General features: G+C 68.1%; 25 protein-coding genes. 16 read left to right on the top strand and 9 right to left on the bottom strand.

Annotation, left to right across the window (positions count from 1 at the left end; translation table 11 throughout):
• The first annotated feature begins 34 nt into the window (after window positions 1–34).
• Both ACWF99_RS33390 and ACWF99_RS33385 read left to right on the top strand, forming a co-directional pair.
• Window positions 35–670 (top strand): PadR family transcriptional regulator, encoded by a 636-nt coding sequence (locus ACWF99_RS33390; RefSeq protein ID WP_452538346.1) that lies wholly within the window; start codon window positions 35–37, stop codon window positions 668–670.
• A gap of 147 nt (window positions 671–817) precedes the next feature.
• Complete coding sequence (locus tag ACWF99_RS33385; RefSeq protein ID WP_452538345.1) at window positions 818–2,029, top strand: FAD-dependent oxidoreductase; 1,212 nt, start codon at window positions 818–820, stop codon at window positions 2,027–2,029.
• A gap of 66 nt (window positions 2,030–2,095) precedes the next feature.
• Here ACWF99_RS33385 and ACWF99_RS33380 read toward each other — a convergent pair whose 3' ends face one another.
• On the bottom strand, window positions 2,096–2,887 hold the full coding sequence (locus ACWF99_RS33380; protein ID WP_378638948.1) for a helix-turn-helix domain-containing protein: 792 nt from the start codon (window positions 2,885–2,887) through the stop codon (window positions 2,096–2,098).
• A 164-nt stretch (window positions 2,888–3,051) separates the two neighbouring features.
• On the opposite strand from ACWF99_RS33380, the gene ACWF99_RS33375 reads away from it, so the two are divergent.
• Window positions 3,052–4,080, top strand: coding sequence for a zinc-dependent alcohol dehydrogenase family protein (locus ACWF99_RS33375; protein WP_452538344.1), 1,029 nt, complete (start codon window positions 3,052–3,054; stop codon window positions 4,078–4,080).
• Here the strand turns inward: ACWF99_RS33375 and ACWF99_RS33370 are convergent.
• From ACWF99_RS33370 to ACWF99_RS33355, 4 genes are all read right to left on the bottom strand, one after another.
• Window positions 4,029–4,751, bottom strand: a complete 723-nt coding sequence (locus ACWF99_RS33370) for a phosphatase PAP2 family protein (protein ID WP_452538343.1) — start codon at window positions 4,749–4,751, stop codon at window positions 4,029–4,031. The genes ACWF99_RS33375 and ACWF99_RS33370 overlap by 52 nt on opposite strands.
• Before the next feature lie 25 nt (window positions 4,752–4,776).
• Window positions 4,777–5,001 carry a hypothetical protein gene (locus ACWF99_RS33365; RefSeq protein WP_378638957.1) on the bottom strand — a complete coding sequence of 75 codons (225 nt, stop codon included), beginning with the start codon at window positions 4,999–5,001 and terminating at the stop codon, window positions 4,777–4,779.
• Window positions 5,002–5,036: 35 nt separating this feature from the next.
• Window positions 5,037–5,822: an HNH endonuclease family protein gene (locus ACWF99_RS33360; RefSeq protein WP_378638960.1), complete on the bottom strand. Its 786-nt coding sequence runs from the start codon at window positions 5,820–5,822 to the stop codon at window positions 5,037–5,039.
• Between the two features lie 198 nt (window positions 5,823–6,020).
• Window positions 6,021–6,671, bottom strand: coding sequence for a phosphate signaling complex PhoU family protein (locus ACWF99_RS33355; RefSeq protein ID WP_378638963.1), 651 nt, complete (start codon window positions 6,669–6,671; stop codon window positions 6,021–6,023).
• 104 nt (window positions 6,672–6,775) lie between these two features.
• On the opposite strand from ACWF99_RS33355, the gene ACWF99_RS33350 reads away from it, so the two are divergent.
• The 11 genes from ACWF99_RS33350 to ACWF99_RS33300 all read left to right on the top strand — a co-directional run bounded on the left by ACWF99_RS33350 (window position 6,776) and on the right by ACWF99_RS33300 (window position 18,321).
• Window positions 6,776–7,867, top strand: a complete 1,092-nt coding sequence (locus ACWF99_RS33350; RefSeq protein ID WP_378638966.1) for a calcium:proton antiporter — start codon at window positions 6,776–6,778, stop codon at window positions 7,865–7,867.
• Between the two features lie 198 nt (window positions 7,868–8,065).
• Window positions 8,066–8,911, top strand: coding sequence for an MlaE family ABC transporter permease (locus tag ACWF99_RS33345; protein ID WP_063006068.1), 846 nt, complete (start codon window positions 8,066–8,068; stop codon window positions 8,909–8,911).
• Window positions 8,911–9,777, top strand: a complete 867-nt coding sequence (locus tag ACWF99_RS33340) for an MlaE family ABC transporter permease (protein WP_328659724.1) — start codon at window positions 8,911–8,913, stop codon at window positions 9,775–9,777. The genes ACWF99_RS33345 and ACWF99_RS33340 overlap by 1 nt, the downstream gene beginning before the upstream one ends.
• Before the next feature lie 9 nt (window positions 9,778–9,786).
• Window positions 9,787–10,821, top strand: a complete 1,035-nt coding sequence (locus tag ACWF99_RS33335) for an MlaD family protein (RefSeq protein WP_452538342.1) — start codon at window positions 9,787–9,789, stop codon at window positions 10,819–10,821.
• On the top strand, window positions 10,818–11,822 hold the full coding sequence (locus ACWF99_RS33330) for an MlaD family protein (RefSeq protein WP_378664009.1): 1,005 nt from the start codon (window positions 10,818–10,820) through the stop codon (window positions 11,820–11,822). The genes ACWF99_RS33335 and ACWF99_RS33330 overlap by 4 nt, the downstream gene beginning before the upstream one ends.
• Complete coding sequence (locus ACWF99_RS33325; RefSeq protein WP_452538341.1) at window positions 11,810–12,829, top strand: MlaD family protein; 1,020 nt, start codon at window positions 11,810–11,812, stop codon at window positions 12,827–12,829. The genes ACWF99_RS33330 and ACWF99_RS33325 overlap by 13 nt, the downstream gene beginning before the upstream one ends.
• Window positions 12,829–13,926: an MlaD family protein gene (locus ACWF99_RS33320; RefSeq protein WP_378638979.1), complete on the top strand. Its 1,098-nt coding sequence runs from the start codon at window positions 12,829–12,831 to the stop codon at window positions 13,924–13,926. The genes ACWF99_RS33325 and ACWF99_RS33320 overlap by 1 nt, the downstream gene beginning before the upstream one ends.
• The gene (locus tag ACWF99_RS33315; protein ID WP_452538340.1) at window positions 13,923–14,975 is read left to right on the top strand and encodes an MlaD family protein; all 1,053 of its coding nucleotides are present in this window, start codon (window positions 13,923–13,925) and stop codon (window positions 14,973–14,975) included. Before ACWF99_RS33320 ends, ACWF99_RS33315 begins: the two co-directional genes overlap by 4 nt.
• The gene (locus ACWF99_RS33310) at window positions 14,972–15,925 is read left to right on the top strand and encodes an MlaD family protein (RefSeq protein WP_378638984.1); all 954 of its coding nucleotides are present in this window, start codon (window positions 14,972–14,974) and stop codon (window positions 15,923–15,925) included. Before ACWF99_RS33315 ends, ACWF99_RS33310 begins: the two co-directional genes overlap by 4 nt.
• A 132-nt stretch (window positions 15,926–16,057) precedes the next feature.
• The gene (locus ACWF99_RS33305; RefSeq protein WP_378638987.1) at window positions 16,058–16,696 is read left to right on the top strand and encodes a hypothetical protein; all 639 of its coding nucleotides are present in this window, start codon (window positions 16,058–16,060) and stop codon (window positions 16,694–16,696) included.
• Window positions 16,697–16,749: 53 nt separating this feature from the next.
• Window positions 16,750–18,321, top strand: a complete 1,572-nt coding sequence (locus ACWF99_RS33300; protein WP_452538339.1) for a Na+/H+ antiporter — start codon at window positions 16,750–16,752, stop codon at window positions 18,319–18,321.
• 45 nt (window positions 18,322–18,366) lie between these two features.
• On the opposite strand, the gene ACWF99_RS33295 is transcribed toward ACWF99_RS33300, so the two are convergent.
• The 3 genes from ACWF99_RS33295 to ACWF99_RS33285 form a co-directional block, all read right to left on the bottom strand.
• The gene (locus tag ACWF99_RS33295) at window positions 18,367–19,029 is read right to left on the bottom strand and encodes a VIT1/CCC1 transporter family protein (RefSeq protein ID WP_378638993.1); all 663 of its coding nucleotides are present in this window, start codon (window positions 19,027–19,029) and stop codon (window positions 18,367–18,369) included.
• A 165-nt stretch (window positions 19,030–19,194) separates the two neighbouring features.
• Window positions 19,195–20,823, bottom strand: a complete 1,629-nt coding sequence (locus ACWF99_RS33290) for a GMC oxidoreductase (RefSeq protein WP_452538338.1) — start codon at window positions 20,821–20,823, stop codon at window positions 19,195–19,197.
• 67 nt (window positions 20,824–20,890) lie between these two features.
• Window positions 20,891–21,445: a YdcF family protein gene (locus ACWF99_RS33285; protein ID WP_378638999.1), complete on the bottom strand. Its 555-nt coding sequence runs from the start codon at window positions 21,443–21,445 to the stop codon at window positions 20,891–20,893.
• A gap of 101 nt (window positions 21,446–21,546) precedes the next feature.
• Between ACWF99_RS33285 and ACWF99_RS33280 the strand changes: the two genes are divergently transcribed.
• Together ACWF99_RS33280 and ACWF99_RS33275 are read left to right on the top strand one after the other, a co-directional pair.
• Window positions 21,547–23,046 (top strand): flavin-containing monooxygenase, encoded by a 1,500-nt coding sequence (locus ACWF99_RS33280; protein ID WP_452538337.1) that lies wholly within the window; start codon window positions 21,547–21,549, stop codon window positions 23,044–23,046.
• 80 nt (window positions 23,047–23,126) lie between these two features.
• Window positions 23,127–23,531, top strand: a complete 405-nt coding sequence (locus ACWF99_RS33275; protein WP_452538336.1) for a DUF7144 family membrane protein — start codon at window positions 23,127–23,129, stop codon at window positions 23,529–23,531.
• Between the two features lie 58 nt (window positions 23,532–23,589).
• Here ACWF99_RS33275 and ACWF99_RS33270 read toward each other — a convergent pair whose 3' ends face one another.
• Window positions 23,590–24,078: a MarR family winged helix-turn-helix transcriptional regulator gene (locus ACWF99_RS33270; protein ID WP_378639005.1), complete on the bottom strand. Its 489-nt coding sequence runs from the start codon at window positions 24,076–24,078 to the stop codon at window positions 23,590–23,592.
• Between the last annotated feature and the right edge of the window lie 382 nt (window positions 24,079–24,460).

The raw sequence follows: 24,460 nt of genomic DNA, 5'->3' as shown, positions 1-24,460 counted from the left end.
AGACATATATTCGTAGACGAGTAAGGAGGCAGTCATGGCGACCAAGCGCAAAGTGAACAACCTGCTGGCGCTCGCCGTGCTCTCGGTGATCGTGCAGCGCCCGATGCACCGCTACGAGATCGCCGCCACCCTGCGTGCCCACGGCAAAGACCGCGACATGGACATCAAATGGGGCTCGCTCTACACCGTCGTGCAGAACATGGAGAAGGCCGGATTCCTCGAGGTCATCGGCAGCGAACGCGACGGCGCGCGCCCCGAGCGGGTGATCTACCGGATCACCGACGCCGGTCGCGCCGAGATGGCGGACTGGACCCGCGAACTGCTCGCCGCACCCGAGCCCGAACACCACCGCTTCACCGCGGGTCTGTCGATTCTGGCGGTGCTGCCGCCGGATGAGGTGATCGTCCTGCTCGGCACGCGCATCGCGGCGCTGGAGCGAACCATCGAGACCACCAGGGCCGAGCTCGGCGCGCTGACGCTGCCCCGGTTGTTCGTCGTCGAATCCGAATTCGGCCTGGCGATGCTGGAAGCCGAGGCGAACTGGGCGCGTTTCCTGCGTGACGAACTGGCCGCGGGCACCTTCGAAGGCCTCGAACTCTGGCGGCAGTGGCATGCCGACGGCATGCCCACCGAACAGATCCCCGAACTCGGCGAGAGGGGGAACGGCTAGCTCGACCCCGAAGACCCCGGACCCGGTGGCGTGCGGCAACACCCCACCGAGCCCGAGATACCGTCCCGCAACCAGGCGCACCCGGCCACGAGGTGAGGCAACCACAGGATAGCTGGGTGACGCCGACATCAGATCTGGAGATCACCCATGTCCACCACCCGTTCCGCATTGATCATCGGCGGCGGCATCGCCGGACCCGTCACCGCCACCGCCCTGCACAAGGCAGGCATCCAGGCCCACGTGTACGAGGCATACTCCGGTCCCTCCGAGGGCATCGGCTCCGGGCTCGCGCTGGCGCCCAACGGTGTCGCGGCGCTCGACATCATCGGCGCCGGCGACGCGGTGCGCGAGATCGCCCTGCCGGTCGCGCAGATGCGGCTGCGCGTCAGCGGCCGCGAACACGTCGTGCCGGTGCTGGCCGACCAGCCCCCGCTGCAGGCCGTCGACCGTGGCGAATTGCACCGCACGCTGCACGATCACGCGGTCGCCGCGGGCGTGCCGTTCAGCTACGACAAGCGGCTGGTGAGCGTCGACGAACACCCCGACGGCGTCACCGCGCACTTCACCGACGGCTCCACCGCGACCGCCGACATCCTCGTCGGCACCGACGGGATCCGTTCCACCGTGCGGGGTCTGATCGATCCGGCCGCACCGGGACCCGACTACACCGGCATGCTCGGCTTCGGCGCCATGGTCGACTGCGACCTCGACCTGCCCGACGACACCATGGTGTTCGCCTTCGGCGCCAAGGCCTACTATCTGTACTGGAAGCATGCCGACGGCCGCGTGACGTGGGGCGCGAATCTTCCCAGCAAGCAGTACCTTTCGCTCACCGAAGCCCGCGCTGTCGCCGCCGAACACTGGCTCGAGGTGCTACGCGAGACCTACGCCGCCGACTCGCCCGGTGCCGAATTCGCCCGCCGCACCACGGCGCGGAACCTCGAGATCACCGGCGCCCTGCACATCATGCCGCCGGTGCCGCACTGGTATCGCGATCGCATGGTGCTGGTGGGCGACTCGGTGCACGCTCCGTCGAACAGCTCCGGACAGGGCGCGTCACTGGCGATCGAGAGCGGCGTGCAGCTGGCGCGGTGCCTGCGCGATATCGCCTCGCCCACCGAGGCTTTCGCTGTCTACGAGCAGTTGCGCCGGGCCAGGGTGGAGGGGGTCGCGGCGCGCGCGGCGAAGATCAACCACAGCAAGACACCGGGCCCGATCGCCCGCAAGGTGATGAACGCGGTGATGCCGCTGATGGTCAAAACGGTGATGAACCCGGAGAAGACGATGGGTACCGAACGTCGATACCGCATCGACTGGGACGCGCCGGTCCAGGATGAACTCGCCACTGCCGCAGGCTGATCCGTCCGCCCTCGGTTGCCGCGCTGCGGCGATCGAGGGCGCACCGGTACTTGCCCGACGGCGCGATCAGCGACGGGTCGCGCGCAGCGCGAGAATGCGCGCGGTCTCCGCGTCGGCGGGCAGGAACGCCTCGAGGTGGAGTTCGGCGAGGGTGACATCGGTGGCGGTCGCGAACGAGGTGAGCGTGGTGATCAGACGGAGGTCGCCGTCTGGGGTACGCAGGTGCAGGGGGACGGCGAAGCCGACGTGGTCGGGCCCTGGGCACGGAGCGGGGAGGTAGCCCGCCAGTTCGGCGATGAGCTGGTCGAGGGCTGGATCGGGCGTGTGGGCGGCGCGGTTTCGCAACGAATCCATGATGTGCCTGCCCCAGTCCGGCAGGTTGCGCACGCGCGGGGCGACGCCGTCGGGGTGCAGGGCCAACCGCAGGATGTTGATCGGCGCGACCAGCAGTTCCGGGGCCACGTCCTCGGTGAACAGGTCGAAGGCGGCATTGGCCGTGACGAGTTCGCCGCGCGGGCGAGCGACCAGCGCCGGATACGGCAGATGCCCGTCCAGCACGGCGGTGATCGCCGCACGAACGGGCGCCAATTCCGGAGCCGCCAGATCACTTTCGGGGAAGACGGGTGCGAACCCCGCGGCCAGTAGCAAGGTGTTGCGGTCGCGCAGGGACAGCTCGAGCGATTCGGCCAGCCGCACCACCATCGTGCGTCCCGGTTGCGATCTGCCCTGCTCGAGGAAGCTCAGATAGCGCTGGCTGGTCTCGGCCCGGATCGCCAGGTCGAGCTGGCTGACCCGGCGCAGAGTGCGCCAGTGACGCAGTTGGGGGCCGAATCCGGTCGATGGCGGGGCAGCGGTCATGAACTGAGTGAACCGCGTCGACGGCCGCCACCATTCCCGCCGGGAATCAGCCTCCGGCGCCACCTCGCAGAACCGATCGGTCGATGCGGCACCGATCCCGACGAGCACCTGCCCATACCCTCCGGGGAATCGCGCGGTGACGCCGTCACCGACAGAGTTGTCCAATGCCTGACAACGACATCCACCCTGATCACGCCGTCGCCTACCACCTCGACGGCGGTCTCACACGGTCCGCGCAGCAGCGGCCGGAACCGGGCCCGCACCAGGTCCTGATCCGGGTCCGCGCCGCGTCGGTGAACCGCCGCGACCTGATGCTGATGGACGGCACCTACCCGCTGCCCGCTACCGCGGGCATCATCCCGCTCTCCGATGGTGTCGGCGAGGTGATCGCGCTCGGCCCCGGGGTGACCCGTGCGGGAATCGGCGACCGGATCACCGCGAGTTACTTCGTCCACTGGGTCGACGGTCCGCAAACCCTCGCCACCGCCGCCGAACAGTACGGCGCGAACTACGACGGATTTCTCGCCACCTACGCGCTCATCGAAGAGGATTCGATCGTGCACGTGCCCGCCCATCTCACCGACGCGGAGGCGGCGACCCTGAGTTGCGCGGGCCTGGTGGCCTGGTCGGCGCTCACCACTCCCGGCCCGCCCGCACCCGGTGCGCGCGTGCTCACCGTCGGCAGCGGCGCGGTGGCGCTGTACGCGATCCAGTTCGCGAAAATCCTCGGCGCCGAGGTCATCTCGATCACCTCCAGCCAGGCGAAGGCAGACCGGTTGCGCGCGCTGGGCGCCGACGCGGTGATCGACCGCACCGTGACCCGGAACTGGGGTGACGCCGTGATGGACATGACCGGGACCGGTGCCGAGCACATCGTCGACGCGGTCGGCCTGCCCACGCTCGAACAATCGGTGCGCGCGGGCGCGTACAACTCGATGGTGACGATGGTCGGCGCGATGGCGCCCGCCCCGGGAACCACACTGCCGGACAACCCGTTCGGCTCCTCCTACCTGGCCATCCGGCGCATCGCGGTCGGCAGCCGCGCCGGTTTCGAGGCGATGAACCGTGCGATCACCGAGCACCGCCTGCGCCCGGTGATCGACCGCGAATTCGCGGTCGACAAGGCCGCCGACGCCTACGACTACCTGCGGTCGGGTGCCTCGTTCGGCAAGGTGGTGATCGCGGTGGGTTGAGGGCACAGCCCGCGGGTGAAGGCGGTGACGCACAGGACGAGCCACAGCAACCCGATGATCCAGCCCGCGAGCACGTCGGTGGTCCAGTGGACGCCCAGATAGATGCGCGACAACCCGACGGCGACGGGAAAGACGATCGCGAACACGGTGGCGCTCACCCGGACCCAGTGCCTGCGCAGACGGGGGATCACCGCGATCGCCACGATGCCGACCACCACCGTGGAACCGAGCGTGTGGCCCGACGGATACGACAGGCTCGGTTCGAAGACCAGCCGGGACGCCTCGGGCGGTCGATGACGCCCGACGAGGCGTTTGATCACCCACACCAGCACGCCCGCCCCCAGCGAGGTGATCGCGACCAGGGCGGCCACCGGCAGATTGCGGCGCAGCGCGAACCAGCCGACGGTGACCACCGCCAGAATCGTCATCGACAGTGTGTCGCCCAGGTCGGTGATCACCGTGGCGATGTCGGTGAGCGCTTCGCCGCGGTGCGCGATCATCCAGTCGAGTACCGCGGTGTCCATCGCGCTGACGCCGCTGGTGACCTGCCAGGTGAGAGCGGTGATCAGCACCGCCGCGGTCGCGATCATGGCCACCAGGATCGGTGTCCGGCGGCAGAGCGAGGTCCAGGCGACCTCGGTGGGCGGTGGTTGTCGATAGGCAGTCGGCATAGCTACCAGATTGCCAGCTCGCGCCTCAGGCTTCGAAGACCACCGTGTTTCCCGCGACGTCGCGGGTGCCCGCGTCCTTCTTGATCGCCTTCACCAGGTCGGCGACGCAGTCCCAGGTGCGCGGCGGCTCGCCCTCGATATTGCCGATCGTGTACCAGGTATCGGTGCCGCGATAGCGGACGAGGCCCTTGCCCGCGTCGTCGAGCATGACATCGAGCTCGCCGGACACCGTCCCTTCCTCTTCGGTCATGACGGCGCTCTCGGCGGTGATCTCGATGGGCTCGCTTATTTGAACTCTCCTCGGCGGAGGCAGTCATCGACTGCGGTGCGCAACGCGGTGTGCTCTGCGGTGTCAACGGTCAAGGCGTATTTTACCTTCACCTTGACGTAATGCTCGACATAGGCGCACCGGAAGTTGCCGGGCGGCAAGTAGTTCGCGGGGTCCTGATCGCCCTTGGAACGGTTCGCCGACGGGTCGGCGGCGACCAGGTTCATCGAGTCGTTGGCGATGCGGCGGCGGGTGTCCTCGTCGCGGTCGGCCGCGCCCGATCGCCATGCTTCGGCAAGGGCCACAATGTGTTCGGCGTCGACCTTGGACGGGTCGGTGATGAACTTGTACGGCCCGAGCTGCCCGGTCTTCTTGTCGATGAAGCCGTAGTGGTCCTGCCAGCCGCCACCGGCCGCCACCTTCAGGTCGCAGGTCTTGGCGTCGAGGGTGACCTTGCCGTTGGCGTCGCGCAGCATCATCACTTCGCGGCTGGTGCATTTCGTGTACTGCGCCAGGTCGCCGGTGAAGCCGTGCTCGGGCTTGTTGGTGTCCCAGTGCGGGAACTTCTCGCGCGTGTAGCCCGTCATCGGGCCTTCCTTCGCGACGACGAGAGTGGCGACCAGATCGCCGACTTCCTTGCCCGACACCGTCGCCGCGCCCGCGGAACCCGGACCGGGCGCGGTCGGACTCACCTTGTCCAGGAACGTGTTCGCGAGGGTGACCACCACGGCGATAACCGCCGCCGCGGCTAGGGCGAGCAGGGCTCGACCCAGGGGAGAACCGCTGATCGAAGACCACTTCATGCCCGTACCACCCAGATGCTCCGTCGAAAAATGAACCGGCACAACCTAACGGCCGCGCCGGGTGTCGTCAGTGATTGTCCGCTATGAGGTTCCGCACAGCACAGCGTGAACTGATTGCGGCTCAATAGCGTTCATCTATCGACGGAGGTGACCGTCGGCGCCGAGGCGCAAACCGATGGTGACGTAGATCACAATCGATCAGTCGGGCAGTGATCCCGATTCGGGCGGAATGCCGGTGTCCAGGAAGCGGATCAGGCGTGCGATGCGGGCGGCATGGTCGACGCAGCGCTGAAATTGGCTGCCGAGCAACGCCATATCGATCGCGGCTTCGGTGCTCACGTCGGCTTCGGTGAGGGCGGTGCGCAATTGCTTGCACAGCGTCTCCATCGCCTCGACATCGGAGCCGTCACCGGCCGCGAACCGCCCGCTCGCCACCGACGCGCTCACCCGCGCCACGCACCCGGCCGCGAGCGTGCCCATCGACACGAGTTCGGCGATCACCGGTGCGGGCGCGACCGCGGCCGGATGAGCCCGATAGACGTACTGCCCAGCGGTTTCGGTGCGCCGGCCGATCCGCGACAGCTCACCGGCGACCTGAATCGCGGTCACCACGTGACGCAGATCGCGCGCCACCGGCGCCTGCAACGCGAGCAGCGCCATGGTGCGGGATTCGCAGGCGGCGAACATCAGCTGTAGTTGCTCGTCGAGCGCGAACACCTCGTAGGTGGCCGCGAGGTCGGCGCCGGCCAGCGCCTGGGTAACCCGCTCGGTCGCGTCATGGGCGACGCGCGACATCAGGGTGAGGTCGTTGGCCAAAGCGACGAGCTCGAGGGTGAACTGGGTCCGCACGCGCTGAATTGTTCCCCATCGAGGGGGCGTGAGTGAATCCATCGCCGAGATCCGTGCGGTGACGATTCCGGGTGTGCCCGGCCGTAGCTGGAAGGATGGGGGTCATGATTGCCGCGTTGACGACTAAATGGACCCTGTACGTGCCCATCCTCGCCGCGCTCGTGCTCGTACTCAGCTGGGGGCGTTCCGTACCGGGATTGATCGTCGCGCTGGTGAGTGTCGCGCTGGTCGGCGCGGTGCTCTCGGCGGTCTATCACGCGGAGATCGTGGCCCACCGGGTCGGTGAACCCTATGGCTCGCTGGTCCTCGCGGTGGCGGTGACCGTGATCGAGGTGGCGCTGATCGTCACGATGATGATCTCCGGCGGCGACAAGGCGGCCTCGCTCGCTCGCGACACCGTGTTCGCCGCGGTGATGATCACCTGCAACGGCATCTTCGGGTTGGTGCTGCTGGTCGGCGCGCTGCGCAGGCGGGTGGCGGTGTTCAACGCCGAAGGCACCGGCGCGGCGCTGGCCACCGTCGCGACCCTGGCCACGCTGAGTCTGGTGTTGCCGACCTTCACCACCAGCGCGCCGGGCCCGGAGTTCTCGCCCGCGCAGCTCGCCTTCGCCGCGGTCGCGTCGCTGGCGCTCTACGGGCTGTTCGTGATGGTGCAGACGGTGCGCCACCCCGACGACTTCCTCCCGGTGGAGGACGGCGGCGCGGTCGACGACAGCGACACCCACAGCCACGCGCCGTCCAACAAGGTCGCGCTGATCAGCCTCGGGATGCTGGTACTCGCCCTGGTGTGCGTGGTCGGCCTGGCCAAGGTGGTTTCGCCCGCGCTCGAATCGGCGGTGGCCTCGGCCGGATTGCCGCAGTCGGCGGTGGGTGTGGTGATCGCGATGCTGGTGCTGTTGCCCGAGACGATCGCCGCGGTGAACTCCGCGCGCCGCAATCAGGTGCAGATCGGTTTGAACCTGGCACTCGGCTCGGCGATGGCCAGTATCGGTCTGACCATCCCGGTGATCGCGATCGCGACCATCTGGTTGAGCGGGCCGCTGGTGCTGGGTCTGGGCGCCACGCAGATGGTGCTGCTCGCACTGACCGTCGTGGTGAGCACGCTGACGATCGTTCCCGGCCGCGCGACCCTGCTGCACAGTGGTGTTCACCTGGCGTTGTTCGCGGCGTTCGTGTTCCTGGCCGCAAGTCCGTAGCTGGGGTGTTGCGGATCACATGGTGGGTCGACCTGTCATGGAAACCGCGGAAAAGCGACCAGGGTCACCCACTGGAAATTTTGTTGTGACGCAGAGTACCGGTTAGCTTGCTGGAGTTGGCACCGACGCCGAAGCCAGAGAGTGCGGTATGAAAATCACCAAGCCCCGTGCTTCACGAGCGGCCCGGAGGCATCTCTGATGCCTACCGATCTGCACTCCGCGAAGCCGGATTCCGCTACCCAGATCGTCCGCAAGAATTTCACCGACACCGTCGTGTCGTCGCTGCGGACCTTCGGGCGTGCGGTCGATCTCGCACAGCAATCGGTCGGCGGCTCGTTCTCCGACATCGCCCGCAGGCAGTTCCAGTGGCGGGAGACCCTCGTGCAGGCCTGGCGCCTGATCACGGTCACCGCCATTCCCGCGATCCTGATGGCGATCCCGTTCGGCGTGATCGTCTCGGTCCAGGTCGGCAACCTGATCCACAGCCTCGGCGCCGACTCCATGCTCGGCGCCACCGGCGGCCTCGGCGTGATCAAGCAGGGCGCGCCCATCGCCACCGGCTTCCTGCTCGGTGGCGCGGGCGCGGCGGCCATCGCGGCCGACCTCGGCGCGCGCACCATCCGCGAGGAGATCGACGCGCTCAACACCATGGGCATCAACCCCGTGCACCGGCTCGTCATCCCGCGCCTGGCCGCCATGCTGCTGGTCGCGCCGATGCTCAATGTGCTGATCATCTTCGTCGGCGTGCTGGCCGGGTACGCGGTCGCCGTCGGCGGTCAGGGCGTGACCCCGGGTAGCTACTGGTCGACGTTCGGTTCGTTCGCGACCGCCGGTGACGTGTGGGTCTCGCTGCTCAAGGCGCTGATCTTCGGCTTCCTGGTCGTGATCATCTCCTGCCAGCGCGGACTGGAAGCCAAGGGCGGACCGCGCGGTGTGGCCGACGCGGTGAACGCGGCGGTGGTGCTCTCGGTGGTCTCGATCGCCATCGTGAACCTCCTCGCAAGCCAGATCAGTGCCATGTTCCTGCCGACGAAGTTGGCGTGATGGCTGCCTCGTCGTACATCCCCACCTCGCTGCACTGGCTGCGCAAGCCCGCCCGCATCGGCAAGCGGATCGTCACCGCCGGTGAATCGCTCGGCTTCGTCGCGGTGTTCGTCTGGCAGGTGCTGTCCTCGGTGCCGCTGACGCTGCGCCGCTACCGGGACGAGACGCTGCGCGCGGTCACCGATATGACCTGGGGACGCGGGTCGATCATCGTCGGCGGCGGCACCGTCCCGATGATGATCGTGCTCGGCCTGGTGATGGGCGCCTCGGTGGGCGTCGAATCGTTCGCCTCACTCGACATGCTCGGCATGGGCCCGGTCACCGGCGTGATCTCGGCCTACGCGACCACCCGCGAGCTGGCCCCGATCGCGGCGGCCATCGGCTTCGCCGCACAGGCGGGCTGCCGGATCACCGCCGAGATCGGCGCGATGCGCATCTCCGAGGAGATCGACGCGATCGAGGCGCTCGGCCTGCGTTCGGTGCCCTACGTCGTCACCACCAGGGTGATCGCCGGCGCCATCGCCATCGTGCCGACCTTCCTGATCGCGCTGATCCTGGCCTACGGCGCCTGCCGCGGGCTGCTCACCATGGTCTACGGGCAGTCGGCCGGTGTGTACGACCACTACTTCTTCCAGTTCATCTCGGGCTTCGACATGATCGCCGCGGTGATCAAGGTGGCCGTGTTCGGCACGGTGGTGATCCTGGTGCACGCCTACTTCGGGTTCTTCGCCACCGGCGGCCCCGAGGGGGTCGGCATCGCCTCCGGTCGCGCGGTGCGCGCCAGCTCGGTGGCCATCATCGCCATCGACATGGTCCTGACGATCATGCTCTGGGGCTTCAACTCGGCGATCAGTTTTACGGGGTGAGAAGAGTAGATGCCTAACTATGGAATGCCCGGCGTCGCGGCCGATCGGCGCACGTCGCGGCTGACCGGCGTGATCATCCTGTCGGTGATCGCGGCCATCGCACTCGCCTACGTCACCTACTCGAATCTGCGCGCCGAAGACGGCCTGCGCATCGCCCTGCACACCGAACACCTCGGTGACGGCATCAGCGCGGGCAGCCAGGTCCGCGTCGACGGCGTGACGGTCGGCGAGGTCGCCGAGGTGACCCCCGGCGAGCGCGGCACCCAGCAGATCGCGCTGCTGCTCGACACCGAGCGACTGGTCGGCATCGACGACAGCCTCGCGATCGACTACGCCCCGACCAACCTGTTCGGCATCGCCGAGATCGAATTGCGCCGTGGCGCGGGCGGTTCGCCGCTGCGCGAGGGCGCGGTCCTCGACCTCACCGGCACGAACAACGACCGGGTCTACGACGCGACGATGAGCGCCATCCTGCGCAGCCTCTCGCAGGTCGGCATGACCGTGACCAGCCCCCAGATGGCCACCGTCATCTCCCAGCTGGCCGCTGACTTCAAGGCCTTCACCCCGCTGGTGCAGGCCCTGATCACGGTCGCCAAGACCCTCGCCGACAACCAGGACGTGATGCCGTCGGAGCTGTTCGGCAAGCTCGGTCCCGCCTTCGACGGCGGCGGCGAGTTCGCGAGCGCCACCATGAAGGTGATCGACCAGCTCAGCGACATCCGGGTGACCCAGGTCGACAAAGAGCGCTACGACATCGGCGTCGGGGTGATCGGCGGCTCCATCCTGCCCGCGCTCACCACCACCGTGAGCACCGCGGGCGGGCACTTCGCCGAGACCACCGACATGCTCGCGCCGATGCTGCTCGCGCTGGCGCAGATGTCGCCGAATCCGAGCCGGACCGGCGCCGATCTCACCGCCCTGCTGCAGAATCTGCGCGGCGCGATGCCCGACAGCCCTAACGGTCCTGTCCTCAATCTCGACGTCGAGCTCAGCGGTGTCCCCGGCATCGCGGTGCCGCTGTTCGGAAAGGCGGGTGGGCGATGAAGATTCGCGGAACCGCACTGCGCCTCGGCGTCTTCAGCCTGGTGATGATCGCCATCCTCGGCATGGTGTTCACCCTGATCAAGCGCCCGGTCGACGGCGACACCGTCGCCCATGACGCACTGTTCACCGACGCCAACGGCCTCAAGGTCGGCAACGACGTGCGGATGTTCGGCGTGCAGGTGGGCAAGATCGAGAAGATCAGCCTCGAAGGCGACAAGGCCAAGGTCGCGATCACGGTCAAGACCGACACCCCGATCTACGACAACTCCAAGCTGGCCATCCGCTACCAGAACCTCACCGGCCAGCGCTATATCGACCTGCAGCAGGCGCCGAACCCGGGCAAGACCATCGCGGCAGGGGCACGGATCGGCGCCAACATGACCGTCCCGTCCTTCGACGTGACCAGTCTGTTCAGCGGCCTCAAGCCGGTGCTCGCCACGCTGTCGCCCGAGGCGATCAACCAGTTCACCGCCAGCATGCTCGCCGTGATCGAGGGCGATGGCACGGGCCTGGGCCCCGCGCTCACCGCGATCGATCAGCTCGCGAGCTACGCCGACGACCGTCAGCAGGTGATCAGCACGCTGATCCACAACCTGTCGGAGCTGTCCGAACGCCACGGCGGCAAGGTCGGGCACCTGGTGCCGCTGCTGGCCCGGCTCACCGACATCTTCGAGGCGATGCAGCGCAATATCGGCGGTGTCGCGCAGTTCGCGATGACCGCGCCCTCGGTGCTGGCGCCGGTGGACCGGTTGCTCGCCTCGCTCGGCTTGGTCGAGGGCGGCGGCGCCGATGTCGACGCGATGATCCGCGCGCTGTTCCCCAATCCACAGGAAGCCGTCGAGGTGTTCGGCAAGCTCCCCGGTCTGCTGGCCACGGTCGACGCCTCGCTCGCGCGCGGTTTCGCCGACTTCACGCCGCACTGCAGCAACGGCGCCGCCGAGGTGCCCGCGCCGCTACAGGTGCTGATCGCCGGACAGAAGGTCACCGTATGCAACCGCTGAAGAAGCTCACCGCGCTGTTCGCCGGTGATCGCCCGATCCCCGACGAAGCGGGCAAACTCGCACGGGAACTGCGGATGGGGATCATCGGCCTGAGCCTGGTCGTGCTGTTCATCATCGCCGCGGGCGTGGTGTATGTGGTGCCGCTGGGCAAGAACACCTATACCGCCGAGCTCAGCGAAGCGCAGTCGGTGCGCGAGGGCGACGACGTGCGCCTGGCCGGCATCTCGGTGGGCAGCGTCACCTCGCTGGAACTGAAGCCCGACAAGGTGCTCATGCGGTTCACCGTGAAAAACGATGTCTTCGTGGGTGATCAGACGTCCCTGGATGTCCGCATGCTCACCGTGGTCGGCGGTCACTACGTGGCGCTCTACCCCGCGGGTTCGAAGCCGCTGGGGGACAAGGCGATTCCCGCTGATCGAATCCGCTTGCCCTACAGCCTGATCGAGACCTTCCAGGACGCGACCGCGCCGCTGGCCGCCGTCGACGGCGACACCGTGCGCAACAACCTGGCCGCCGCGAACTCCGCGATCGCGACCTCGCCCGAAGCCCTGCGCACCACGCTCGACACCGTCGGCAAGTACGTCGACATGCTCGATCGTCAGCGCTCGCAGGTATCGAAGTCGATCGCGGTCGTCGACGAGTACATCACCATGTACGACGGCGCCAAGGCGGATCTGGGCAGGCTGATGGACAACGTCAACATGCTCGAAGACGTGCTGCTGAGCAAGCGGGCCGAAATGGCCGAAGCGGTTCGGTTGCTCACCTCGGTGGTGAATCGCCTGGCGGGACTCGCCCCGACCTGGGACTCCACCCTGAAGCCGCAGGTGCAGGCGCTGGCCGACGCGCTGCCGAGGCTCGGGGAACTCAGCAGTCAGCTCGAGCCCGTCATCGGCACGGTCGGTGCGCTGCAGACCAAGTTGTCGCAGCTGGCGACCCCTGAGGCCGGTGTGGTCGTCGACCAGTCGAGCGCCCGCGTGTGCGTACCGCTGCCCGGGAAGGCGTGCTGATGCTGAAACGACTACTCGGATCCCAGGCGTTCATGTCGATCGCCGGCGTCGCGGTGCTCGTGGCGCTGGTCACCGGCGGCTACTTCATCGCCTTCGATCCGCTGAAGAAGACCGAATCCTATTGCGCGCTCATGCCCGACGCGATCGGCCTCTACCCGGGTAACCACGTCACCATGCGCGGCATGGATGTCGGCGAGGTGACCGCGGTGCGCAACGAGGGCGCCAAGGTCCGCGTCGAGTTCGAGGTCGACGCCGAATTCGACGTCAACTCCGACGCTTCCGCTACCACCGTCGCGTATTCGGTGGCGGCGGACCGCAATCTGGCGGTGCTCACCACCGGCAAGGCCGCGCCGCCGCTCGCGGGCGGCTGCATCACCAAAACGCTGACACCCAAGAGCATCACCGAAACGCTCACGGCGCTGGCGAGCCTGTCCGACGAACTCTCCGGCGGCACCGCGGGTGCGCCGAGCGCGCTGTCGGACGGCCTGTCCTCGCTCAACCGCGCCACCGAGGGCACCGGCCCGACGGTCAACGAACTCATCCACAAGCTCGGTTCGGCGATGAACAAGCCCGACGCCGACATCGGCCATCTCGCCAGTCTTTTCGACGCGTTCGCCTCGGTCTCGAACCGGGTCTCCGCGAACTGGGGCGACCTGCAGACGATGCTGGTCCGGCTGGCCCCGCTGCTCAACATGGCCTCCGACGACCTGCTCGGCCCGGCCACCTCGCTGTTCGACGGTCTCGGCGAGCTGTTGCCGATGCTCAACGATGTCGCCGTCATTCTCGGTGATCCGTTGATCGGCGCGCTCGACGACGTGGTCCCGCTGGTGAAGTTGTTGCGCGCCAACGTCGGATCGCTCAGCGAGATCGTGGCGAAGATGCCCGCGCTCGCCTCCGCCTTCCGCAGCGCCACCGATCCCGCGGGCGGCACCGCGATCACCTACGCGCCGCCGAAGGTCGCCTTGCCCGTCGGTGAGGCCGACCAGGTGTGCGGCGCGGTGAACGAGCTGATTCCGGGGCAGTGCCCCGACCCGGCGCAGGGACTGGCCGATGTGAATCTCGTGCAGGTTGTGCTGGGAATGGCAGGTGCTCGATGAACACCCGAAAGATGTTGCGCCGCAGCGCGGTCGCACTCGTCGTCGCGGCCGGACTCGCGGTCGGCGGCTGCGGTTTCGACCCCGCGGAAGTGCCCGTCCCCGGCTCGACCGTCAGCGGTTCGACCTATCGTGTGCAGATCGAGTTCAGCAGCGCGCTGAACCTGCCCGCCAAGTCGAAGGTGATCGCCAACGGCGCCGAGATCGGCATCGTCGACGGTGTGCGGGTGGTCCAGCCCGCCGATGCGCCCGCGGGCCGCGGCGGTTACGTCATCGTCGAGGCCGACATCCTCGACACCGTGCAGCTGCCGGCGAAGTCCATCGCCGAACTGCGCCAGGACACCATCCTCGGCGACATCCATCTCTCGCTCACCACTCCGAAGGACGGCTTCGGCGACCTGCTGCGCGACGGCGGCACCATCCCGATCGAGCGCACGAAACCGCCTGTGCAACTGGAAGACACGATGGCCACCATGGCGCTGTTCGTGCAGGGCGGTGCGATCGGTCAGCTGCAGGAGATGCTCGGCCGGATCAACTCGGTGATGCCACCCGATCCCAAGGAAACCGCGCGCATCTCGGCGGTGATGGGCGCCGACGCCGCCGACCTGGCGGCCCATCTCGATCAGGTCGACCTGCTGGTCAACGGGCTGAGCCGGAATGCGGCGATCCTGCACGACGACACCGAAGAAGCGCTGACCAGCATCCTCACTCCCGAGGCTGTCGCGTCGCTGACGGGCACCCAGGATTCGATCGCCAAGACGATGAAGATCTTCGACGCGCTCGGCCCGGTGGGTTCCTCGCTCACCTGGCTGGCCCCGATCGCGAGCTCCGGTGACGCCGCCGCGACCGCGTTCCTGCCGCTGGCCACCGGCGGTTCGGCCGACCTGCGCTCCTCGACCAACATGGCGCTGCTCACCGCGCTGTTGCGCGACAAGATCATTCCCTTCGTCGAGAACGGCCCGAAGGTGAACGTCACCGGCGTCCAGGTGTCCGAGGAAGACCAGGTGGCGCAGATCGTCACCGCGCTGCGGATGATCGGAATGGTGCGATGAAGATCGGTGCACTGGCCTCCCTCGGCGGCATCGCCGCCATCACCGTGCTCGGCGCGAGCTACCTGACCTTCGGGGTGGTGCGCGTCGACCCGTTCGCCGACTACACCGCGGCCTCGATCGAGATCGCGAATTCCGGTGGCCTCAGTGTCGGTTCGCCGATCCTGCTGACCGGCATCGAGATCGGCGAGGTCACCGGCGTCGACACCTCGGCGAGCGGTCGGGTGCAGGTCGGCTTCCGGTTCGGCGCCGACCACAAGGTGCCGATGAGCAGCGTCGTCACCATCGAGCACCTGTCCTCCCTCGGCGAGCCGTACGTGCAGTTCGTGCCGCGCGACGCGAACGGTCCCTATCTCACCGACGGGCAGCGCCTGTCCGGGGAGAACGTGCGCACCCCGATGTCGATCCCCGAGGTCGCGCGGCTGGTCACCAAGACCGTCGAGCAGCTCGATCCCGCGGTCGTCGGCTCCCTGGTCGACACCCTCGGCACGGCAATGGTCGGCACCGAGAATGTCGTCCCCGAGCTGGCGAGGGCGGGCGACCTGCTCGCCGCCGCGCTCATGAGCCGCGCACCGGCGATCGGCGAGTTGCAGAACAACTTCGAGTACGTTTCCGGTGACATCGGCTGGGCCGGACCGGCCACCTCGGCCGCCGCGCCCGCCTTCATCCGGTTGAGCCAGGTGATCGACCAGTTCGTCGAATCGGTCGGCCGGGCCACCGAAGGCGATCCGCGGATCTACGTGCGCGACGGTGGTCTGGTGCCGTTGCTCGAGCAGCTCAGCGCCAAGCTGAACGAGCTCGGCCCCGAGCTCTCCGCCCTGCTGCCCGGACTGCGCCCACTCACCGAATCGGTGACCGCGACCGCTCCGCAGCTCGATCTGAGCGCACTGATCGCGCAGGCTCTGCACAACACCGACGCCGACGCGGTGAAGGTGCGGGTCGCGATCAAGTGAACATCCGGCAACCATCGGATATAGGTATCTGCCCTGGCCAGTGGTTGTTCCGTCGAGCAGAGCGATCTGCGAGCAACCGTACGGTAGCGTGACCGAACGAGGGGAGACCTGGTCCGCGGCAAAGGCGGTGCGATGGCAGAGAGCAGCGAGGGTCCACAAACACGGACCGGCAGCAGTACTCGGATGATCGCGATCGCGGCGGTACTCGCCGCGATACTCGCGCTGGTGGTCGCGCTCGGCCTGGTGATGCGCGCCGATCAGGGTGGTGACGACAACCCGTCGGTGAACCCGATGGGATCCGACGCCAACGGTCTCCCGATCGCCGGGACCGATCAGGACCAGGAATTCGCACCCCCGTGGCCGGCCAGGCGGGTCGGCGGGAACTGCTCGGCCGGTGGCATCGTCGCGCATTGGCGCGTCCACGACGACGGCAGCTGGCAGTGCACGGTGACCACCCCCGACGCCCTGCCCCCGGCAGCGGCCCCCGCGCCGCCGCCCCCTCCGCCCCCGCCGCCCGGAACCGAACCCGCCCCCGGGCCCGTGCCTGTCGAGGCACCTGCGCCGCCGCCCGCGTTCGAGCCCCCGCCTCCGCCGCCTGCCTACGAGCCGCCCGCCTACGAGCCGCCGCCCCCGCCCGAGCCGCCGCCCCCGGTCTTCGAACCCGAACCCGCCCCGGCGCCGCCCCCGCCTCCTCCGCCGCCCCCTGTCCTGCAATTGCCGTTCCCCCTCCCGCCGATCCTGCTCCCACCGGCGGCAGCCGTCCGGCCCTGACCGGCGGCGGGTCGATCCCCGTGCGCCGCCGATGTCGGTGAGACTGGTCAGCTATGGACCAGTTGGTGCTGACTCTGGTGATCCTGCTCGCGGCCGTGCTCGCCGAACCACTCGGCGCGCGCCTCGGTCTCGCGCCGTCGATCCTGATGACAGTGTTCGGCTGCCTGCTCGCGCTGATTCCGGCCGTGCCCAGCTTGCACATCCCGCCCGAGCTGATCCTGCCCCTGGTCCTGCCGCCACTGCTCTACGCCGCCGCGCGCCGCACGTCATGGCGGCAGTTCGCGGAGAACTGGCAGATCATCGCGTTGCGCGCGGTGGGGCTCGTGATCGTCACCGCGATCGCGGTCACCGCGGTCTTCCACGCGTGGAATCCCGCCACCGCGGTCGCCGCGGGCCTGGTGCTCGGTGCCCTGGTCGCACCGCCCGACCCGGTCGCGGCCACGTCCATGGCGGGCAGCCTCGGCCTGCCACGCCGATTGATCGTGACCCTCGGCGGCGAAGGGCTGTTCAACGACGTCACCGCGATCGTCATCTACACGGTCGGAATCCAGGCAGTGGTCACCGGCCTGTTCTCGCCGTGGCACGCGCTCGGTGACTTCGCGATCGCCGCGGTGGTCGGCGTCGCCGTCGGCCTGCTGCTCGGCTGGCTGGGCAGCAAGCTCACCAAGTATCTGGACACGGCCACCGGTCAGGTCGCGGTGAGCCTGCTGTTGCCCTTCGCCGCCTACGGCATCGCCGAGCACTGGGAGGGCTCGGCGGTCCTCGCGGTGCTGGTCTGCGCGCTGTACCTCACCGATGCCGTCACCGAAATCGGCGACCGCGACTATCGCCTGGTCGCCGACTCGTTCTGGGACATCACCGAAATGCTCATCACCGGTTTCGCCTTCGCCCTGATCGGCCTCGAACTGCGGGTGGTCATCGACACCACCGGACACAACTGGCCGGGACTGGCCGGGGTCACCGCCGCGGTGATCGTGGTCGTCGTCGGATTGCGCCTGGCTTGGCTGATGGCCACCTGGGCGATCAGCAGCAAACTGCCCAACACCGACGAACCGTTCACCTGGCGCGAGGTGATCGTCACCTGGTGGGCGGGCATGCGCGGGGTCGCGACGGTGGCGCTGGCACTGGCCGTGCCGTTCACCCTCGACACCGGCGCCGACTTCCCCGCCCGCTCGGAGATCCTGTTCATCGCGTTCGCGGTCGTGCTGTTCACCCTGCTCGTACAGGGCCCGACCCTCCCACTGGTGGTCCGCCTCACCGGGGTGCACGCCGACACCCGCCAGGAACGCGCCGTCGAACAGGCGCTCTGGACCAGGGTCGTCAACGCCGAACTCACCGAACTCAAAGCGATCGCCGCCCGCGACAGCCTCCCGGAGGACGTCTACGAGGATCTCAAGGCGCTGCTGCGTCGGCTGTCCGCCAAAGCCGATCCCGAGGCGGCCGATGCCGACGCGAAAGCCGCGCTGGACAAGGAACGCAAACTCGCCTCCCAGATGCGTGCGGTCCGCGCAGCCGTCACCGAGGCAGGCCGTCGCGAAGCCCAAGCCGCTCGTCGCGAACCCGGCATGCCCCCGGATGTTGTCGACCGAGTCACCCGCCGGCTCGACCTCGGCCCGATGCATTGACGGCGCACTGCCCGTTTGTCAGTCGCGAGCCGACCTGCTCGGAGCTCAGCCGATTCCCAGCGAGTCTGTGGCGGCACCGATTCCGTAGGTGATCGCCATGGCCAGTGCGCCGCCGACCACCACTCGCAGCACCGCGCGTCCGAGATTGCTACCGCCGAGCCGCGCACTCACCGACCCGGTGATCGCGAGGGCGATGAGCACCGCGGCGAACGTCACCGGTACCCGCCATCCGGTGGGCGGCAACACGATCGCCAGCAACGGCAGCAGCGCACCGCAGGTGAACGCGATCGCCGAGGAGATCGCGGCCGCCCACGGGTTGGTCAGCGAGCGCGGGTCGATGCCGAGTTCGGCCTCCGCGTGCGCGGTGAACGCGTCGTGGGCGGTGAGCTCGGCGGCCACGGTGCGCGCGGTGGCCGGGCTGAGGCCCTTCTTCTCGTAGATCCCGGCCAGCTCGGCCAGTTCGAAATCGGGTTCGTCGGCCAGTTCTCGGCGTTCCTTGGCGAGCAGCGCCTTCTCCGAATCCCGCTGAGTGCTCACCGACACGTATTCGCCCGCGGCCATCGAGATCGCCCCCGCCACCAGTCCCGCGATGCCCGCGGTGAGGATCGTCTGGGCGTTGTTCGTGGTCGCGGCGACACCGACGACCAACCCGGCGGTGGAAACGATGCCGTCGTTCGCGCCGAGCACTCCGGCACGCAACCAGTTCAACCGGGTCGCGAGACCTTCGGTATGCGGCTCGTGCGGATGACCTGACCGGGGTGCATCCCCGGCCTGCCTCGGACGACTGTTCTCTGCGGGCGAGTCCGGCACCCGCTCAGCCTAGTCGGGACAACCAGCAGATCATCGGCTCGCCGCGGAGAAGTCGGCCACCGCTCAGTTCCGTCGGGCAACCGGGGAATCAGCGGTGGCCGCCATGGCCGCGCGCAGCGTGTCGGCCAGACGTACCGCGAGCGCGATCACGGTCAACGTCGGATTGACGTGCCCGTTCGTCGGAAAGACCGAACTGCCCGCGATGTAGAGGTTGTCCACCCCGTGTACCCGGCAGTGCTGGTCTACGACCCCGTGCCGTGGGTCGGCCGACATCCGGGTGGTGCCACTGGGATGCGCGCAGTCGGTGAGCGGTAGGGGATCGGTGCTGTCGGGCAACGCCGCGGGAACTACTTGCGGCGCGGGCAAGCCGATCCGGGCGAACTCGCCCGCGAGCAATGCTGTCGCCCGGCGCACCGTCCGATCCTCCTGATCGCTGATCCGCCAGTCCACCTGCGGCAGCGGCATTCCCAGCGGGTCGGTGCGCGTCGAGAGCCGTACCCGGCTGTCGGCGTCCGGTGTCTGCTCCACTACAGCCCGCACCTCGACATGGACCAGCCGGTGTGGCAACCCGACACCGTCGACCGATCCGCGCCGCGCACCGCTGGCTAGAAACCCGGTGTCGGACAGCAAGTTTCGCAGGTCCTGCCACCGAACCCGGCCGCGCAGCAACCGCTTCGCCGAGTCCCACGGATCGTCGTCGTCGGTGATCTCCTGCAACCACAGCGCACAGTTCACCAGCGACTCGCGCCGCTGCACCGAGGGCGACAACGCCATCCCGTGCAGAAAGGTGTGCTTACCTCGCGCGCTCTTCACGACGTACTTGCCGAACCGGTCGAGCGCTGCCCGGGCCTGCGCGGGGCGCAGCGTCGCGACCACTCCGCTGCGATGATCGATCAGGCATCGCCCCACCTGGTCGTACCGATTCCCGATCCCGCCGACGACGGTGCGTCGCGATGCCAGCAGCAGCCGTGGTGTCGCGATTCCACCAGCGGCCAGCACGAACACCCGCGCCTCCACGGTGCGTACACGGCCACCCGCTCCGGTCACCTCGACCGAATTCACATGCGCGCCGGTGGTATCGGTATCGATATGGGTGACCGTCGCGTTCACCAGTACCCGCGCGGTCGGCGCGACGATGTCACGCACCCGCGGTCCCCACCGTTTGCAGTCGAGCCGGTTGGCCGGGTCGCGGCTGAACTGCCAGAAGCAGGGGCGCAGCGCGGCGGTGTCGAGCGCGTCGGCGGGTGCTTGCCGCCCGGCCAGCGGCCAGAATTCGTGCTCGGTGAAGCCGGTGCCGTGCCCGAGCCCGGCGTGCGCGGCGGCGCGTTCGGCGAAGGGGCGCAGTGTGCCCGCGTCGATCGGCCAGCCGGACCGGGTGACCCAGGGCCGATGGGCGAAGTCGAGATCGTCGAGCACGCCGCAGCGCCCTGCCCAGGTATGTGAGCTGCCGCCGAGCACCCGGTTTCCCGCGATCCGGTGCGGTTCCGCGCGGGGTGCGCCGATGTTCTCGATCGCGGCGAATGCTGTGTCGTCCGCGGTGATCTCGTGTCCGCCGCTCTCCAGCACCAGTACCCGCAGTCCGGCGGCGGCGAGTTCGGTGGCCACCGTCAGGCCCGCGGGGCCCGACCCGATGACGCAGATCTGGGTGCGCAACGCGTCGTCACCGACGGTGCGCAGATCCTCGACAAGCATCGGCGGTCCTCTCACCGGCGGTGCCCCCGCACCGCTGATCCCACTGTAAGAGCAGCGCCATCGTGTGTCAGTCGGTCTCGCAATGCTGATTGACAAAAGCCCTGATGTACCCGGCGGATTGGCGCACATACATATACGACCAGAACCCCAGCCCCGATTCCGACGGGCTGGCGACCATGGTGATCTCGCCGTCGTAGCACTTCTCGACGATGTACCTCGCGCGCGACACGTGCGGCGTGAAGGTGACCACGATGATGTGGTTCCACCCGTAGATCTTTGCGCGCCGGACGATTTCGCGCGCCTCACCATCGGTGGTCCACGGGTCGGGCACGAAACACGAGACACGGAAGGCGAATCGGCCGCCGCAGTACTTGTCCATCATCGGGTCATCGGCGCCGGTGGACTGCGAGATCAGCACCTCGGGGGCGAGGCCGCGCTCGGCGAGTTCGATGCCGAGGTCGAACCGCTCGTACGGGGTGCCACCGAGCACCACGATCACATCGGCGGGCCGCAGCGGGTCGATCTGGGGATGCACGAAGACCGGCCAGCCGGCGAATGCGGCAGCGAGCACGGTGACCAGTGCGCCGACGAGCAACCATCCCGCACGCCGAAAGATCGACACGGCACCGACGATACCGAAATCTCGACGACGGCCGCCGGGCCCGCGATCGAGGCGGGGACACGCTCTTCTGCGGCGGTCCTTCGCCAGGCACACTGGAGCCCATGACCGATACCGCCGTTACCCCCGAACACCTCGACGTCGTCATCGTCGGCGCCGGGTTGTCCGGCATCGGGGCCGCTTACCGGCTGCAGACCGAGCACCCGCATCGCAGCTACGCCGTCCTGGAGGCGCGCGCCGACCTCGGCGGCACCTGGGACCTCTTCCGCTACCCGGGCATCCGCTCGGATTCGGACATGTTCACCCTCGGCTACCCGTTCAAGCCGTGGCGCGCTGCCCGCTCCATCGCCGACGGCGCCGCGATCCTGGACTACATCCGCGAGACCGCGCAGGAGAACGGCATCGACCGGCACATTCGCTTCGGTGCGCGGGTGATCGGCGCGGATTGGTCATCGGCGCAGGCCCACTGGCGGCTCACCATCGCCCACGAGGGCCCCGACGGTCCCGAGCTGAGCACTCTGACCTGCGGTTTCCTCTATGCGTGCGCCGGCTACTACGACTACCAGCAGCCACACGCCCCCGAGTTCGCCGGCCGCGACACCTTCGCGGGCACCGTCGTGCACCCGCAGTTCTGGCCTGCCGACCTCGACACCCGCGACAAGCGGATCGTCGTCATCGGCAGCGGCGCCACCGCCGTCACCCTGGTGCCCAACCTCGCGGCCGACGCCGCCCACGTCACCATGTTGCAGCGCAGCCCCACCTGGATCAGCGCCGTCCCCGGCCGTGACAAGCAGGCCGACAAGATCCGCAACCTGCTGCCCGCGGGTGTGGCCCACCGGCTGATCCGGACCAAGAACATCCTGTTCAACATCGGTTTCTACCAGTTCTGCCGCCGTCGTCCCGCCGCCGCGCGCAAGCTGCTCACCGATCTCACCACCCGCATCCTCAAGGACGACAAACTCGTCGCCGAACACTTCACACCCGACTACGACCCGTGGGATCAGCGCCTGTGCGCCGCCCCCGACGCCGACTTCTTCAAGGCGATGAAAAAGGGCAAGGCCTCGGTGGTCACCAACCAGATCGACGCCTTCGTGCCGGAGGGGATCCGGCTGGTATCGGGGGAGACGCTGCCCGCCGACATCGTGGTCACCGCCACCGGCCTGCGCCTGTTGGCCTTCGGCGGCATCGCGCCGTCGGTCGACGGCACCCCCGTGCCGCTGGCCGACCAGTTCGTCTGGCAGGGAGCCATGCTCACCGGCTTGCCCAACTTCGCCATCTGCGTCGGCTACACCAACGCGTCCTGGACGCTGCGCGCCGACCTCACCTCCCGTTTGGTCTGCAAAGTCCTCACCCACCTCGACCGCACCGGCAACGCCGCGGTGGTCCCCGAACCCAAGGGCGCGCTCGCCGAACGCCCGCTGCTCGATCTGAACGCCGGCTACGTCCTGCGCTCGATCGCGGCGTTCCCTCGTCAGGGCGACCGTCATCCGTGGCGGGTCAGGCAGAACTACCTGCTCGACGCGCTGATCACGCTGCGCACTGACCTCGGCAAAACCCTGCGACCGGTGCCCCGTCGAGTAGGAGAGTTCACCCGCAACGGGTGAGGCGCGGGGCTCGTCGGGTTTCTACCGTTGTCGTGTGCCGTGGTGGCACGTGGCATTGACCTGACGGGAAAGGCCCAGCGATGACAGACACGAATCAGCACCAGCTGCGCAACGGAATCGCGGCAGGAACCTCCATCGGCGCTGGCATCCTGCTGGCGGTTGTCGGTGTCCTGCAGATTTTCCAGGGAATCTCCGCGGTCGCCAACGACGATCTCATCGTTGTCGGACCGGAGTACACCTACCAGTTCGACCTCACCAGCTGGGGCTGGTGGCACATCGTTCTCGGCGCGATCGCGATCATCGTCGCGATCGGCCTGCTGGCAGGCCAGACCTGGGGGCGGGTTTCGGCCATGGTGATCGCCGCACTGTCGATCATCGCCAACTTCCTGTGGCTGCCGTACTACCCGTGGTGGTCGATCCTGATCATCGCCGTCGACATCGTGGTGATCTGGGCGGTGGCCACCTGGCGACCGAACAACGCCTGAGCTGTCCTGACCCATCCGACCAACGCCGCCCCGGATCATCGAGGCGGCGTTGGTCGTCTCAGTAGTCGAGCGCCGTATGCCCCGCCTCGGCGTCGCCGAGCGTGTGGATCAGATGCGACGAGAGCCGTTCGCCCAGGACCGCGAGCTCGGCTTTCTGCGGAGCGTCGAGTCCGTCGAGTACCAGCTTGCGCACCGCGACCAGGTAGTCCGGCGTCGCCTCCACCACCTTGGCCTGCCCGCTTTCGGTGAGTACCGCGTCGATCCCGCGTCCTGATTCGGTCGCTTCCCGCCGCGCCCAGCCCACTCGCTCCAGCTTCGACACCACGTGGGAGAGCCGCGAGATGGACCCGTGCCCCCGGGCCGCGAGCGTGCTCAACCGCATCCGCCGTCGCGGCGCCTCGTGGAGCAGGGCCATGACCCGGTACTCGAAATGGGTTACCCCGAACTCCCGTTGTAGTCGTGAATCGAGTGCGCTCGGTACGCGCATCGAGAGGGTGACCACCGCGCTCCAGGCGCGACGCTCGACCGAGTCGAAATCCTCTATCACCTCGGCCTGCCTTCCACCCAAATGGTAGCCACAAAATTGCTGAACGATGGCAAACTGTATATCGGAGGGGGGTCGCTGTCCATGCTTGTCACGTCATGACGCCAGGTAAACCGTGTGTTATAGATCATTCACGGCCTGGACGAATGATCAGTTGCCGCCTGATCGCCGATCATTCGCCCTCGTCGATCGCGAGGGTCGCCGGCGATCGCACGGCTCTAACCCGCAGTGGCGTGATGGGTGTGACCTGGGGAAATACCGAATCTTCCAGGCGATTTGACTTCGTGTTGGTCGGCACGTAACTTTATTCCAGTCAGAGCGACACGGACACCGACTCAGCCGCCCAGCGGCCGAGACACGAGGTAGGACGATGAGCGCCTGACTG

This window comes from Nocardia sp. NPDC055002, from assembly GCF_053608825.1.
The sequence above is the reverse complement of the archived record's forward strand: the minus strand, read 5'-3'. Positions and strand labels throughout refer to the sequence as shown.

Bases quoted from the DNA above. Each gene is read 5' to 3' on its own strand.
- ACWF99_RS33390 (WP_452538346.1), top strand. From the start codon at position 35: ATGGCGACCAAGCGCAAAGTGAACAACCTGCTGGCGCTCGCCGTGCTC.
- ACWF99_RS33385 (WP_452538345.1), top strand. From the start codon at position 818: ATGTCCACCACCCGTTCCGCATTGATCATCGGCGGCGGCATCGCCGGA.
- ACWF99_RS33380 (WP_378638948.1), bottom strand. From the start codon at position 2,887: ATGACCGCTGCCCCGCCATCGACCGGATTCGGCCCCCAACTGCGTCAC.
- ACWF99_RS33375 (WP_452538344.1), top strand. From the start codon at position 3,052: ATGCCTGACAACGACATCCACCCTGATCACGCCGTCGCCTACCACCTC.
- ACWF99_RS33370 (WP_452538343.1), bottom strand. From the start codon at position 4,751: ATGCCGACTGCCTATCGACAACCACCGCCCACCGAGGTCGCCTGGACC.
- ACWF99_RS33365 (WP_378638957.1), bottom strand. From the start codon at position 5,001: ATGACCGAAGAGGAAGGGACGGTGTCCGGCGAGCTCGATGTCATGCTC.
- ACWF99_RS33360 (WP_378638960.1), bottom strand. From the start codon at position 5,822: ATGAAGTGGTCTTCGATCAGCGGTTCTCCCCTGGGTCGAGCCCTGCTC.
- ACWF99_RS33350 (WP_378638966.1), top strand. From the start codon at position 6,776: ATGATTGCCGCGTTGACGACTAAATGGACCCTGTACGTGCCCATCCTC.
- ACWF99_RS33345 (WP_063006068.1), top strand. From the start codon at position 8,066: ATGCCTACCGATCTGCACTCCGCGAAGCCGGATTCCGCTACCCAGATC.
- ACWF99_RS33340 (WP_328659724.1), top strand. From the start codon at position 8,911: ATGGCTGCCTCGTCGTACATCCCCACCTCGCTGCACTGGCTGCGCAAG.
- ACWF99_RS33335 (WP_452538342.1), top strand. From the start codon at position 9,787: ATGCCTAACTATGGAATGCCCGGCGTCGCGGCCGATCGGCGCACGTCG.
- ACWF99_RS33330 (WP_378664009.1), top strand. From the start codon at position 10,818: ATGAAGATTCGCGGAACCGCACTGCGCCTCGGCGTCTTCAGCCTGGTG.
- ACWF99_RS33325 (WP_452538341.1), top strand. From the start codon at position 11,810: ATGCAACCGCTGAAGAAGCTCACCGCGCTGTTCGCCGGTGATCGCCCG.
- ACWF99_RS33320 (WP_378638979.1), top strand. From the start codon at position 12,829: ATGCTGAAACGACTACTCGGATCCCAGGCGTTCATGTCGATCGCCGGC.
- ACWF99_RS33315 (WP_452538340.1), top strand. From the start codon at position 13,923: ATGAACACCCGAAAGATGTTGCGCCGCAGCGCGGTCGCACTCGTCGTC.
- ACWF99_RS33310 (WP_378638984.1), top strand. From the start codon at position 14,972: ATGAAGATCGGTGCACTGGCCTCCCTCGGCGGCATCGCCGCCATCACC.
- ACWF99_RS33305 (WP_378638987.1), top strand. From the start codon at position 16,058: ATGGCAGAGAGCAGCGAGGGTCCACAAACACGGACCGGCAGCAGTACT.
- ACWF99_RS33300 (WP_452538339.1), top strand. From the start codon at position 16,750: ATGGACCAGTTGGTGCTGACTCTGGTGATCCTGCTCGCGGCCGTGCTC.
- ACWF99_RS33290 (WP_452538338.1), bottom strand. From the start codon at position 20,823: ATGCTTGTCGAGGATCTGCGCACCGTCGGTGACGACGCGTTGCGCACC.
- ACWF99_RS33280 (WP_452538337.1), top strand. From the start codon at position 21,547: ATGACCGATACCGCCGTTACCCCCGAACACCTCGACGTCGTCATCGTC.
- ACWF99_RS33275 (WP_452538336.1), top strand. From the start codon at position 23,127: ATGACAGACACGAATCAGCACCAGCTGCGCAACGGAATCGCGGCAGGA.